Here is a 13,456-nt window from a genome sequence, read left to right on the forward strand (position 1 = left end):
GAATCTGGGGCGGACCGGGGGGGCCGGCCGGCCGGTTGTGGCGCGGGGGGGCGCGGGGGCCCCCCCTTGGGGGGAAGGGGGCGGCGCCGGCGGGTGTGTGGTGGGCGGTGGGTGGGTCAGGCCGGTACGGCGGCCGAGGCGGGCGTCGGCCGGTCCAGGACGGCCCGCTCGTCGTGGTTGGGGCGCTTGAGCAGCAGGAGCATGCAGCCGAGGGTCAGGACGACCTGGAAGACGGCGTATCCGATGACGACCGTGATCGATCCGGTCCGGTTCAGCAGGAACTGACCGATGATCGGGGTCGTCCCGCCGAGCAGCGTGCCGCACAGCTGGTAGCACAGGGAGATGCTCGTGTAGCGCAGGCGGGCGGGGAAACGGCTGGCGAGCATGCCTGCCAGCGCCGCGTAGTACAGGCAGTGCGGGATGGTGGCGACGGCGACGCCGAGCATGGCCAGGCCGTAGTTCTCGGTGCCGATCAGGATGAACATCAGCGGCAGCAGCACGAGTTCGGGCAGCAGCATGAGCGTCACCGCGCGGGACCAGCTGCGCATCCTCGTGGCGATGACCGCTCCGAAGGGCTGGACGATGACCTGGGTGATGTTGGCGACCAGGATGATGGTCAGGAAGGAGCTGCGGTCGAAGTCGAGGCTGGAGGTGGCCCAGGACAGTGCGAAGGTCGACTTGAAGTACGTCGCCGACAGGCCGATGGTGCAGGCGCCGACGCCGAGGGCGATGAGGAGCGGCTGGGTGCGCACCACCTCGGCCACGGGCAGCTTGGCGACCTCCTTGTTCTTGATGAGGTCCGCCATCGCGGGCGACTCGGCCACCTTCATCCGCACGAACAGGCCGACGACGACGAGGCCGGCGGAGGCCAGGAAGGGGACGCGCCAGCCCCAGGAGACGAAGGCGTCGTCGGGCATCTGGCTGGTGGCCAGGAAGGCGACGGTGCTCAGGGTGTTGCCCACGGGCGAACCCTGCTGGGCGAACGCGCCGTAGAGCACCGACTTGCCCTTGGGGGCGTGCTCGGAGGCGATCAGCACGGATCCGCCCCACTCGCCGCCGAGGCCGATGCCCTGCACCATGCGGATGCAGACGAGCAGTACGGGAGCTGCCATGCCGATCGAGGAGTAGCTGGGCAGCAGACCGATGAGGGTGGTGGAGACGCCCATCATGAGCAGGGTGATGACCAGGGTCTTCTTCCTGCCGAGCCGGTCACCGTAGTGGCCGAAGAGGATGCCGCCGAGGGGACGGGCGAGGAATCCCACCCAGAAGGTCGCGAAGGCCACCAGGGTGCCCACCGCGCCGCCGAGTTCGGGGAAGAACACCTTGCCGAAGACGAGGGCGGACGCGGTGCCGTAGATGTAGAAGTCGAACCATTCGATGGTGGAGCCGATGAAGGCTCCGATTCCGGCGCGCTTGGCGGTCTTGTTCCGCTCCCGTGCGGCGGACGCGCTCATGGTGGCTCCCGTGGGTGTAGGTGATCGTGGGGACGGTGAAGGGGCGGGCGTCGGGGAAGGGACGTCCGCGCCCCGCGGATGACGGCTGTGCCTGCCCAGCGGATGACGGCTGTGCCTGCCCAGCGGATGACGGCTGCTCGGGCCCCGCGGATGACGGCTGCTCGGGCCGGCCCGGGATCGAAGCGGCTCCGGCGGGGCGGGCTGGGGGCAGTGCGGCGGTGGTGGCGGCGGTTGTATGGGGGCGAGCGGTGGGGAGGGGGAACGCGGACGGGTCTGCCGTCGGCCGGTCCTCCGCCGGGGCGGTGCGGGGGCGTCAGGCGCGGATGCGTTCGAAGGCGGCGGCCAGTCCCTGGCCGCCGCCGGACCGGCCGATCGGCGTGCGCAGCGGTTCACAGATGATGACGTCGGCGGCCTCTTCGGACATGTGCGGTCCTTTCCCGAGCGAGACGATGTCCCGCTGACCCTTGCACCGCCGACTAAGAAGGTCCAATATCCAATTCGTACTTCATTGAGACGCAATCCTTCTCAATGAACTACGGCGTGTCCACAGGAGCCGGTGACAGCCGCCGCGGCGCCGGAAGCGCCTCCCTGGCCACGGCCAGGACCGAGCGCAGCGCGGCGGACGGATTGTCCTTGCGCCAGGCCAGAGCGGCCCGGAGCCGGACGGACGGTCCCTCCAGCGGGCGGTAGACCAGGCCGGTCTGCTGGATGTGCTGGCAGGAGGTGAGGGTGAGGGTCACACCGACTCCGGCGGCCACCAGGGCGAGGATCGTGTGGGAGTCCGGTGCTTCCTGTACGACCCGCGGCGTGAATCCCTCCTGTTCGCAGGCCGACACGGTGGCATCCCGCAGGGAGGATCCGGTGTTGGCGGGGAAGCTGACGAAGGGTTCCTCGCGCAGGTCGGCGACGGGGATGTGCGTTCGCTCTGCCAGCCGGTGGTCGGAGGGCAGGGCGCAGATGAGCTCCTCCTCCGCGATCACGTGGGTCGCCACGCCCGGCTGGGTCACCGGCAGGCGTACGAATCCGAGGTCCAGGGAGCCCTCCGCGACCTGGGCGAGTGCGACGTTGGCGTACGTCTGGCCTGCGAGGACCAGCTCGATGCCCGGGTGTGCGGCGCGCACCGCCCGGGTCAGCAGCGGCAGACTCTCGTGGCTGGAGGCGCCGGCGAAGCCGACGGTGACCCGCCCGTACTCGCCGCGCCCGGCCGCCTTGGCCGCCCGCATGGCCGTGTCGAGGTCCTTCAGCACGGTGCGTGCCGGTTCGAGGAAGGACTGGCCGGCGCTGGTGAGCCGTACCGAGCGGGTGTTGCGCTCGAAGAGCTGGACCCCCAGCTCCTTCTCCAGCTGGCGGATCTGCTGGCTCAGCGGCGGCTGGGCCATCTGAAGCCGCTTGGCGGCGCGGCCGAAGTGCAGTTCCTCGGCCACGGCGAGGAACGCGGTCACATGGCGCAGCTCCATGACGCTGCGGCTCCGATCTCCGTGATTGATCAATCCTGCGTCTTGGTCCGACCCTAATTCGGTATTGGACAGCAATCAATACCGCTGGGACGGTGTGAGCACCCCTTCCCCATGGCGAGAAGCACCGCGAGACGCACATGCCGAGAAGCACGACCTCACCCCTGCCGAGGAGCACGACGATGCGACCGGACGATCCGCCGGCCCCGATCGCGGCGCCCGCCACCGCCGCCCCCCGCCCGTCCCGGGACAAGACCATGACGATGCGGGATGCGATCGCGGCCTACGTCCACGACGGCGACACGGTCTCGCTGGAGGGCTTCACCCACCTGATCCCGACCGCCGCCGGGCACGAGATCATCCGGCAGCGGCGCAGGAACCTCACCGTGGTCCGGATGACCGCGGACATCGTGGTGGACCAGATGCTGGCCGGGGGCTGCGTGTCCAGGCTGGTCTCCTCCTTCGTGGGCAACTCGTCGGCCGGCTCGCTCGGCGAGCTGCGCCGCCGGATCGAGCACAAGGTGCCCGAACCGCTGGAGTTCGAGGAGTACAGCCACTACGGCATGGTCTGCCGCTACCTCGCGGGCGCCCAGCGCCTGCCTTTCTATCCGCTGAGGTCCTACGCGGGCAGCGACCTTCCGTCCGTCAACGCCGGCATCCGGAGGATCACGTCACCGTATCCCGGCCCCGACGGCGGGGAGGAGCACGTCCACGTCGTACCGCCGGTCAACCCGGACGTGACCATCGTCCACGCCCAGCGCGCCGACCGGTCCGGCAACACCCAGATCTGGGGCCTGACCGGCATCCAGGCCGAGGCCGTCTACGCCGCCGCCAGGGCCGTCGTCGTCGTGGAGGAGGTCGTCGACGACGAGGTGATCCGCTCCGACCCCAACCGCACGGTCATCCCCGCGCACGCCGTGGACGCCGTCGTCGTCTGTCCCCGCGGCGCGCACCCGTCCTTCGCCCAGGGCTACTACGACCGCGACAACGCCTTCTACCGGGCCTGGTCGCACATCAGCAAGGACCCCGCACGTCTGCGGGAGTGGATGGCGGAGTGGGTGTACGGCACCCGCGACCACGAGGAGTACGTCGCCAAGCTCGGCGAGACGTCCTGGGCGGCGCTGGCCGTCGGCGACGCCATGAGCCTGCCCGTCAACTACGGGCGGCGGCTGTGACCCGTGCGCGGACCGAACCGACCGACGCCCGCGGCGGCGGCCCGGGACCCGAACGCACCGAACGCACCGAACGCACCGAACGAGAGAGGGACATGAACGCCGCCTCAGCGACCACCTCGGTGACCGACTCGGCGACCGCCACGGCGACCGGCTCGGCGGTCTCCGGAGCCGCGACGTCCTCGGAGCTGCTGTCCGTGGTCGCCTCGCGTGAACTGGCCGGCAAGCGGACCGTCTTCGCCGGCATCGGACTGCCGACGCTCGCGACCGCGCTGGCCCAGCTCACCGTCGCGCCCGGGATCGAGATCGTCTACGAGTCCGGGGTGTGCGGAGCCCATCCGTCGCACCTGCCCGAGACGATCGCCGACGCCGTGCTCATCACCGGCGCCGAGGCGGTGCTGCCGATGCCCGCCCTGTTCGGTTACGTCCTCCAGGGCGGCCACATCGACGTCGGCTTCCTCGGGGCCGCACAGATCGACCGGTGGGGCAACCTCAACTCCTCGGTCATCGGCGACTGGCACGCCCCCTCCGTTCGGCTGCCCGGATCCGGAGGCGCCATGGAGGTCATGGCCAACGCGCGCGAGGTCTTCGTGGTGATGCGCCGTCACAGCCCGCGCTCCTTCATGGCCGAGCTGGACTTCTGCACCTCGCCCGGCCCGGACCGCGCACTGGCCGAAGGAGTGCGCCCGCTCGGCGCGGGCGTCACCCGGGTCATCACCGACCTGGGCATCCTGGCCCGCGGCGGCGTCGGCGAGGAGCTGCGGCTGGTAGCGACCCATCCCGGTGTCACGGTCGACCAGGTCCGCCGGGCCACGGGCTGGGACCTCCAGGTCGCCGACGACCTCACCACGATCGACCCGCCGACCGCGTCCGAACTGCGCCTGCTGCGCGAGGACGTCGATCCCGGCCGCGTCTACCTGCGCTGAGAGAACGAGGAGTCACATGCGCATCAGGATCGTCGGCGCCGGGGTCATGGGCCGGGGTATCGCCCAGTGGGCGGCGGCAGCCGGCCACACCGTCGAGCTCTGCGACGCCCGGAAGGAGGCGGTTTCCGAGGCCGCCGACTTCGTCCGGAGCATGCTCGAACGGGCCGTACAGAAGGGGAGGATGACCGCCGAGGCCGCCGCGTCCGCCGTGGAGCGGGTGATCCCGCTGGGGTCGCCCACCGCACCGGGCGAGGAGGTGCGGCTGGTCATCGAGGCGGTGCGCGAGGATCTGGCCACCAAGACGGAGCTTTTCCGGCAACTGGAGGTCGCCCTGCCCGCACGGACCGTGTTCGCGACCAACACCTCCTCACTGCCGGTCACGCAGATCGCCTCCGGCCTGGCCGATCCCTCCCGGCTGGCCGGGCTGCACTTCTGCAACCCGGTCCCGCTGATGAAGGTCGTCGAGGTCGTCCCGGGCGCGCTGACCCGCTCGGACATCCCGCCCACCCTGGTCGAACTGGTCCAGGGCACCGGACACAGCGCCGTCGTCGTGGCCGACACCCCCGGCTTCCTCGTCAACCACGCCGGGCGCGGACTGGTCACCGAGGCCCTCGCCCTGCTCGAGGAATCCGTGTCCGACGCGGCCGGGATCGACCGTGTCGCCCGCGACGTGCTCGGCCTGCGCATGGGCCCCTTCGAACTGATGGACCTCACCGGCCTGGACGTCACCGCCGCCGTCATCGACTCCATCTGGCACGGATTCCGGCACTCCGACCGGCTCCGGCCGTCCTTCCTCACGCCCAACCGGGTGGCCGCCGGACTGCACGGCCGCAAGACGGGGCGCGGCTTCTACGCCTACGGTCCGCAGGCGCCGGCTCCCGCCGCCTCGGCCGAGCCGCCGGTCACCGGCGACGCGGGCCGCCCGATCCTGGTGCACGGCGCGGGAGAGCACGCCGACGCGCTGCGCCAGGCCCTGGTGCGCTCGGGGGCGTCCCTCGAGACCGGGCCGGGGCCCTCGGACGGTGCGCTGGTGCTGGTTCCCGCCTGGGGCACGACCGTCGTCTCGGCGGTCGCCGCCGACAGCCTGCCCGCCCGGCGCACCCTGGGAGTCGATCCCCTCTCCCTCGCCACCGGCCGCCGTGTTCTCGCCCTCACGCCCGCCTCCGACCCGGCCGCCGTACGCGACGCCCGGGCGGTTCTCGCCAGGGCGGAAGGCACAGGCGAACCACCCCGTGTGTCCGTCGTCCGTGACACGGCGGGATCCGTCGCCCAGCGCCTGCTCGCCTCGATCGTGGGCGTGGCGGCGTCCATCGCCGAGCGGTCCATCGCCACCCCCGACGCCGTCGACACCGCGGTCACGGCCGGCCTCGGCTACCCCTTCGGCCCATTGGCGTGGGGCGACCGGGTCGGCGGGCGACGACTCCTCACCCTTCAGGAGGAGCTGCACCGCAGCACGGGCGATCCTCGCTACCGGCCGACCCGCTGGGTCACCGAGCGCGCCCGGCTCGGCCTGCCGCTGACCGAGACCGGTACCTCGCCCGCCGACGTCGGCGCCTGAGACCGGCGCGTGAGGGCGGTGCGTGAGGGCGGTGCGTGAGGGCGGTGCGTGAGGGCGGTGCGTGAGGGCGGTGCGTGAGGGCGGTGCGCGGAGGCCTACTTGGCGATCAGGAGCAGCGTGGCACGGCCGTGCAGGCGGTAGACCGTCCCGGCACCGCCGATGTAGCTCTCGGCCCCGGGCTGGGCGACCTGGTCGTCGCCCTCCGCCCAGGTGGAGGTGTCGGTGACGCGGTACCAGTTCTTCCCGGCGCCCGGTGAGGGCAGGGTGAAGTCGACGTCGCCGGACCAGCCGTTGTAGCCGACGTACAGCGCGCTGCTGGGATCGGAGAACTCCGAGCCGTCGATGCGCCAGCCCAGTGCGTGGCTGTCGGGGTCGGACCAGTAGGTGCTGTCCGGTGTGCTCCCGGCAGGCGTGAACCACTGGAGCCGGCCCATGCCGTTCCCGTTGCTGTCGGAGGCGGTGTAGAAGGTGGCCGGCCGCAGCGCGGGGTGGGCCTTGCGGAAGGCGATCAGTCGCTTGACGTAGGTACGGAACGTGCTCTGGTCGGCGGTCCGGTCCGTGCTGAGCCAGTTGGCGGAGGAGTCCAGGTTGTAGGGGTTGTTGTTGCAGTTCAGCGAGCGCAGGTACTCGTCGCCGCCGGTCATCATCGGCGTTCCGGCCGACAGCATCAGGAACGCGAAGCCGTTGCGGGCGGCCTTGCGCTGATCCGCGGCGACGCCGCCCTGGTCCCAGGAGAGGTTGTGGTCGGAGCCTCCGTCGGAAGGCCCGTACGGCCAGGGCTGGGAGTTGTTCTTGGAGTTGCACCGGTAGAGGTCGGCCAGGGTGAAACCGTCATGGGCGACCATGAAGTTGACGGAGTTGAACGGTGCCCGGCCGCTGTTCTGGTAAAGGTCCGAGGATCCGGCGAACCGGGTGGCCAGTTCTCCCGGGGTGACGTTCTCCACGCCCATCGCGTTCTGGTCGCGGCGCAGGGTGTCACGGAACTTGTCGTTCCACTCGGACCAGCCCGTCGGGAAGTTGCCCACCTGGTAGGTGCCGCTGCCCAGCGCCCAGGGTTCGGCGATCCAGTCGGTGCCCGTGCCTCCGTTCGCCGGGCGAGGGGGCATCAGCGCCGTGATGCGGTTCAGGGCGGTGTCGGGGTCGGTGCGGCTGTACTGGAAGCAGCCGTGCTGGCAGGTGTTGCCGAGGACCGGTGCGAGGTCGAAGCGGAAGCCGTCGACGCCCAGGCCGTCCTTCCAGTAGGCGAGCGAGTCCGTGATCAGGTTCCGGGTGATGGGGTTGTAGGTGTTGACGTTGCCGCCCACGCCCGTGTTGTCCCACGGGCCCTGCATGTCGCTGGTCAGCGAGTAGTACGTCGGATTGTCCAGGCCCCGCAACGAGTAGAGGCTGTAGGTGTTCTTGTCGCTCGCGTTCCACGGGCCGCCCTCGCCCGTGTGGTTGTAGACGACGTCGGCGAACACCTTGATCCCGGCGTCGTGGTAGGCCTTGACCATGGCCTTGAACTCGCGGGTGGGACCGCCCGGACTCTTGTCGGAGGCGTATCTGCGGTCGGGTGCGAAGTAGTCCAGGGTCGAGTAGCCCCAGTAGTTGTCCCCGGTCGTGGAGGCGGGATCGGCGTCGTTGGCGTCGTTCTGGGACTCCTGGAGCGGCAGGAACTCCACGGCCGTGACGCCGAGGGCGGCCAGGTCGGCCGCCTTGTCGGCGGCGCCCTTGTAGGTGCCGCGGTCGGCGGCGGGCACGGAGGAGTCGTTCTCGGTGAGGCCACGGACGTGTACCTCGTAGACGACGTCGTCCTTCAGGGCGCGGGTCGGTTTGCTTCCGGTGCTCGTGGTGTCGTCCGGGAGCACGATGCCCTTGGGGGCCTGGGCGCCGTCGTCCACGGTGCGGTACTGCGGGCCGGTGCCGTAGACCGTGGGGCCGGGGCCGCCGGGGGTGACCGGGTCGTGGCTCAACTCGCGGGCGTAGGGGTCGGTCAGGAGTTTGTTGGGGTTGAAGCGGTTGCCCGCCGCGTCGACGTCCGCGACGAACCCCGCGCTCGAACCCTTCCTCCAGGCCGGGTCGTAGGGCCAGTTGGGCCCCCAGGCGCGGTAGCCGTAGTAGACGGTGCCGGTGATGCCGTACTGCCCCTGGAGGGTGGACACCGGCACGCTCGCCGACCAGACGTTCGTCGTGGCGTCCTTGCCTAGGGAGACGACGGCGGCCTCCTGACCGCCCGACGCGCTGCGGTACAGGTACAGGTCGATCCGGGTGGCCCGGGAGGAGTAGAGACGGAAGTCGATGGCCGTCTTCGCGGCGTCGTAGTGGGCTCCGAGAGGACCGCCGGCCGCGGCTGCGGCCCGGGTGGCGAGTCCACCGGGGGCCACGGGTCCGGCAACGACCGCGCCGGCCGTGAGGACGGCGAGCGCGGTCAGGGTGCCGAGGCGGCGTCTTCTTCGTGGGCCGGCGGCGGTGGCGTGCGAAGACACGGCGGCTCCCGAGGGCAGGCAAGGGCAGCCATCGGCGCCGTCCCGTGGCGCCGCTGGCCTGAAAGGAGTTGCTGAACCTTGCCGAAAACTAGTGCAACCCCTGAGCACCGTAAAGACCTTCGGCAGAGCGCACCGCCGGCCGCGTCCTGGGCTGAGACCGCGTCCGGTCTCGGCCTGCGCGGCGACCGGGATTAGGCTGGTGTTCAGGAAGGCCCTGCCGACCCGAATGCGACGGACAGGGCCATCCCGCTCGGGAGAAACCCCGCAGCGCCCACGGCCCCGGCGTCCTACCGCCGGGGCCGTGCTCGTATCAAGCGCCGAACAGGTGCCTGATCGTCAGATCGATCACCAGGGCTGTAACCAGCGCCAGGAACTGACCGACCGGACCGAGCGAGCGACGGGGGTCCCGGCCGACCGGACTGTCGTCGTGCTGGTCTGATCCGGGCATCTTCTCCATCTCCTTCCCGGGGCGTCATGAGCCCCCTGAGGCCCCCATGGGACAGTGGGGTCCCCAGCGAACTCACGTCCCTGGCAAGGAGAAGAGTCGCCGTTTCTCCGTGACTACTCGACGTTAGCAGGCGACCACAGGAACACCTTCTGCGTCGCCCGCCGCATGCTGCCGCGGAGGTCGAAGACCAGCCCGGCGGCGAAGTCGACAAGTCGCTACGTCGTTGCGTCATTCAGCCCGGTCGCACGCGTCATCGTCTGGGCGTCTGAGGCGTGAGCACAGGTGGGTTCTTCTCCAGGCCTGCGTTCCTGGGTGACGGATGCCACGGGGCCGGGATGCCCGCCGGGCGGCAGGGCTCCGCGGGGACGGCCCAGGGCGTGAGCCGGCTGAGAGGGCCATCTTGATGCGGTCGACGCCCTCGAGCACGCGGACTCGCCGACGGTTGACGAGGTTCGGCGTCGCTTGTGGGTTCCGGTAACCCAGCACGACCACGCCCTCGGAAGCGCACCCGCTCTCCCCCGACCTCCACGAGAGTTCGAGACCAGCGCCAGTTCAGCCACTCGCCCCAGACCACGGCCGCCGTCGGTGCGCGGTGGGGAAATACCGTGACGTGGACCAAGGTTGGAAGCGGAGAAGTCGACCGCCGGACCTCTGGAGCGCATATGAACCGCTCGTTCCTCTTTCTCCTCGCCAGCGCCCGATCGGACGGCAACAGCGAGCAGCTGGCCCGAGTCGCGGCGGAACAGTTGCCGAGCACCACCGGGCAGCGATGGCTGGACCTGACGCGGCTCCGCCTTGCCGACTTCGTCGACGCACGGCACGCCGACGCGCCCCGGCCGGAGCAGGACAACGAGGAGCTGCTGCGGCAGGCGACGCTCGCCGCCACCGATATCGTGATCGTCTCCCCGTTGTACTGGTACTCCCTGTCGTCGTACGCCAAGCGGTACCTCGACTACTGGTCGAAGTGGCTGACCACCCCGGACCCGGGTTTCAGGGCGGAGATGGCCGGCCGCACCCTGTGGGGCGTGACGGCGATGGCACACCGCGAGGAGGTCGTGGCTCAGCCGCTGGTGCTCAGCCTTCATCACAGCGCCGCGTACATGGGAATGCGCTTCGGCGGCGTACTGCTCGGCAACGGCTCCCGGCCGGGGCAGGTACGCGACGACGAACGGGCGGCCGTCCGAGCCAAGACGTTCTTCACCCGGGAAGCCCCGCTCGTCCGCTTCCCGTACGAGGAGGAGTGACGGCGGAACCGCAAGCCGCCGGGCACTGACCCCGCCCGGCACCCCTGGTTATGCTGCCGCCGAAGCGTTCAGCGAAGCGCTCAAACGAACAGCGGGTTGTGAGGGGGCCACCAGCATGCGCGAACCGGTCGATCTCAGGCGGCAGCGGATCCTCGCGGCGGTGCGGTCGCGGGGTGCGACCCGGGTCAGTGATCTCGCCGAGGAGCTCGCGGTGTCGGTGGTGACCGTCCGCAGGGACGTGGAGGAGCTGGCCCGCGAGGGCAAGCTGCGCCGCGGCCACGGGGTGGCCCGCCCGGTGCTGCCCGAGTCGGAGCAGGCCGCGGCACCCCAGCCGCCCCCGGCCGACGGAGGTCCGGTCGCGGTCGTGGTGCCCGAGCGCCACGCGTATCTGTACGAGGCGCTGCACGGCGCCCGGACCGCGTTCGAAGAGGCCGGGATCCGTATCGCGCTGCACATCGCGCCGACCGCCCCGGGGGCCGAGCGGCCGCTTGTGGAGCGGGCGTTGGCGGACGGCGCGCGCGGCCTGCTGATCGCTCCGCGCTGGCGCACCCGCACCACGGAGGAGGAGGACTACGCCTGGCTGTCGCGCCTGGAGGTGCCCGCGGTGGTGATGGAGCGCAGGCCACGGCGCGGCAGTGCGCTGCACGCCGTGGACACCGTCTGCACGGACCACTGGTACGGCATCCATCTCGCCGTCGGCCACCTCACGGAACTGGGGCATCGGCGCATCGTGCTCGCCGCGCGCGACGACAGCCCGACGGCGCGCGCCATTCGTGCGGCGTTCACCGAGATCGCGGCGGACCATCCGGACGTCGACAAGTGGGCCGTGGCGCTCAGCTCGCCCGGCGCGGCGCCCGACCCGACGGCCGAAAGCGCGGCAGCGCCGCTCGAACTCCACTCCCTGATGGCCGAGTCGGGAGCGACGGCGGCCGTGCTGCACGGCGACGTGGATGCTCTGATGCTGGTGCAGTCGCTGCGGGACAACGGCGTGCGGGTCCCGGAGGACTGCTCCGTGATCGCCTACGACGACGTGGTCGCGGCGCTCGGCAGCACTCCTCTGACGGCGGTGTCCCCGCCGAAGGCGGACGTCGGCCGCGCGGCGGCGGAACTGCTGCTGCGCCGGCTCGACCCGGGGGACCCCGGAGGGGCCGCCGCGCCCGTGCGGCGGGTGGAGCTGCTGCCGGCGCTGAAGGTGCGCGGTTCCACACAGGCGCCGAACTCGGCATCGTGTCCGGACTCAACCGCCGCCTCGGAATGAGCGTTTGACCGTTTTATTTTCTTCTGATCGCTCTATTGACCCGATCGGTTCAGTCGATCAGTATTCCCGTGACTCGAACACGCAGGAGCCGCAGAAGCCGCGGGAGGCGCCCATGCCTGGTCGACAGAGCCGTCGATCCGTGCTCGCCGCGATCACCGCGCTGCCACTGACGGGCGCCCTGAGCGCCTGCAGCGGGAACGACAGCGCGTCCGCCCGATCCGGGAGCAGCAGCAAGTCCGGCACCAAAGGCACGACCACCATCACCTTCTGGTCCGCGCTGCGCGGCAGCCAGCAGGTGGTGGACGCGTTCAACAAGACCCACGACCACATCCAGGTCGACTTCGAACAGATCCCCTCCGGCACCCAGGGCGGATACCTCAAGCTGAGCAACGCGGCGCGGGCGGGCAACGCACCCGACGTCGCCACCATCGAGTACCCCCAGCTGCCGGGCTTCGCGATCGACGGCGTCGCCCGCGACATCACATCGCTGATCGGCGACGAACTGAGGGCGGAACTGCTCCCCCAGTCACTGGGCCAGACGACCTTCGAGCAGCGCACGTACAGCGTGCCGCTCGACATCGAGCCCATGGTGCTGCACTACCGCAAGGACCTGTTCGACAAGTTCGGCTTCGACGTCCCCACCACCTGGGACGAGTACGCCGAGCTGGCCCGCCGGGTGCGCCGCACAGGAGGGGGCCGCAGGATCGCCACCTTCCCCACCGACGGCATGTCGCAGATGGCCGCCTGGTGCTGGCAGGCCGGGGCCCAGTGGTTCGACATCTCCAAGGGCGCCTGGAACGTGTCCATGGCGGACGCCCCGACCCGGAAGGTGGCCGCGTACTGGCAGCGGCTCATCGACGAGGACCTCGTCCACTGCAACTCCTCCACCTCCCGCCTCTACGACGCGCAGGTCGCGGGCGGCCTGGTCCTGACCCGGCTCAGCGGTGCCTGGGACGCGGGCGCGCAGATGAACGCGCGCCCGGAGCAGAAGGGGAAGTGGCGCATCGCGCCGCTCCCCCAGTGGACCCCCGGCAGGCCGGCGCTCGGCACGCACGGCGGCTCGACGTTCGCCGTCACCAAGGACAGCAAGCACCCCGAAGCCGCCATGGAGTTCATCGCGTGGCAGGTCGCGCACCCCGACGCGCTCAGGGCCCGGCTGTCCAGCAGCGCCAGCAGCCAGTACCCCGCCGCGACCGGCCTCATCCCCGTGGGACGCGCCGCCTTCGACCGGTCGTACTACGGCGGCCAGGACATCTACCGGCTGTTCGAGGAGGAGGCCCACAAGATCCGCGACGGCTGGGTGTGGGGCCCGCGCATGACCGCCACCGGCTACGTCATGCAGGACGCGTTCGCCCGTGCCGGAGCCGGCTCGGGCACGATCCTGTCCGCCATACGCGCCGCGCAGGACGGCACGATGCCCGACCTCAAGGCGCTGGGCCTGACCACCACCCAGCACTCGACGTGAACGCCCGCACAC

General features: G+C 70.9%; 10 protein-coding genes and 1 pseudogene. 6 read left to right on the forward strand and 5 right to left on the reverse strand.

Annotated features, from left to right (window positions below):
* Positions 1-116: 116 nt before the first annotated feature.
* Together ABZ484_RS21255 and ABZ484_RS21260 are read right to left on the reverse strand one after the other, a co-directional pair.
* Positions 117-1,454 carry an MFS transporter gene (locus tag ABZ484_RS21255; protein WP_358867454.1) on the reverse strand — a complete coding sequence of 446 codons (1,338 nt, stop codon included), beginning with the start codon at positions 1,452-1,454 and terminating at the stop codon, positions 117-119.
* Between the two features lie 533 nt (positions 1,455-1,987).
* A complete protein-coding gene (locus tag ABZ484_RS21260; protein WP_358867455.1) occupies positions 1,988-2,911 on the reverse strand; it encodes a LysR family transcriptional regulator in 924 nt (307 codons plus the stop codon).
* 254 nt (positions 2,912-3,165) lie between these two features.
* Here ABZ484_RS21260 and ABZ484_RS21265 point away from each other — a divergent pair, with 254 nt between their 5' ends.
* From ABZ484_RS21265 to ABZ484_RS21275, 3 genes are all read left to right on the forward strand, one after another.
* Positions 3,166-4,083 (forward strand): CoA-transferase, encoded by a 918-nt coding sequence (locus ABZ484_RS21265; RefSeq protein WP_358867486.1) that lies wholly within the window; start codon positions 3,166-3,168, stop codon positions 4,081-4,083.
* A 92-nt stretch (positions 4,084-4,175) separates the two neighbouring features.
* Positions 4,176-5,006 (forward strand): CoA-transferase, encoded by an 831-nt coding sequence (locus ABZ484_RS21270; protein ID WP_358867456.1) that lies wholly within the window; start codon positions 4,176-4,178, stop codon positions 5,004-5,006.
* A 16-nt stretch (positions 5,007-5,022) separates the two neighbouring features.
* Positions 5,023-6,564: a 3-hydroxyacyl-CoA dehydrogenase gene (locus ABZ484_RS21275; RefSeq protein WP_358867457.1), complete on the forward strand. Its 1,542-nt coding sequence runs from the start codon at positions 5,023-5,025 to the stop codon at positions 6,562-6,564.
* Positions 6,565-6,659: 95 nt separating this feature from the next.
* On the opposite strand, the gene ABZ484_RS21280 is transcribed toward ABZ484_RS21275, so the two are convergent.
* The 3 genes and pseudogenes from ABZ484_RS21280 to sepF form a co-directional block, all read right to left on the reverse strand.
* On the reverse strand, positions 6,660-9,029 hold the full coding sequence (locus ABZ484_RS21280) for an isoamylase (RefSeq protein ID WP_358867458.1): 2,370 nt from the start codon (positions 9,027-9,029) through the stop codon (positions 6,660-6,662).
* Positions 9,030-9,339: 310 nt separating this feature from the next.
* Entirely contained in the window at positions 9,340-9,477 is a 138-nt protein-coding gene (locus ABZ484_RS21285; protein WP_358867459.1) for a hypothetical protein, read from the reverse strand.
* Positions 9,478-9,590: 113 nt separating this feature from the next.
* Positions 9,591-9,692, reverse strand: a pseudogene (sepF, locus tag ABZ484_RS21290) (cell division protein SepF); the annotation flags it as partial.
* Positions 9,693-10,139: 447 nt separating this feature from the next.
* Here sepF and ABZ484_RS21295 point away from each other — a divergent pair.
* The 3 genes from ABZ484_RS21295 (at position 10,140) to ABZ484_RS21305 (ending at position 13,444) form a co-directional block, all read left to right on the forward strand.
* A complete protein-coding gene (locus ABZ484_RS21295) occupies positions 10,140-10,721 on the forward strand; it encodes an NAD(P)H-dependent oxidoreductase (protein ID WP_358867460.1) in 582 nt (193 codons plus the stop codon).
* Between the two features lie 115 nt (positions 10,722-10,836).
* A complete protein-coding gene (locus ABZ484_RS21300) occupies positions 10,837-11,979 on the forward strand; it encodes a substrate-binding domain-containing protein (RefSeq protein ID WP_358867461.1) in 1,143 nt (380 codons plus the stop codon).
* 112 nt (positions 11,980-12,091) lie between these two features.
* Positions 12,092-13,444: an extracellular solute-binding protein gene (locus ABZ484_RS21305; protein WP_358867462.1), complete on the forward strand. Its 1,353-nt coding sequence runs from the start codon at positions 12,092-12,094 to the stop codon at positions 13,442-13,444.
* Positions 13,445-13,456: the final 12 nt, after the last annotated feature.

It is taken from the genome of Streptomyces sp. NPDC006393, assembly GCF_040628575.1.
In the GTDB taxonomy this organism is placed as follows: Bacteria; Actinomycetota; Actinomycetes; order Streptomycetales; family Streptomycetaceae; genus Streptomyces.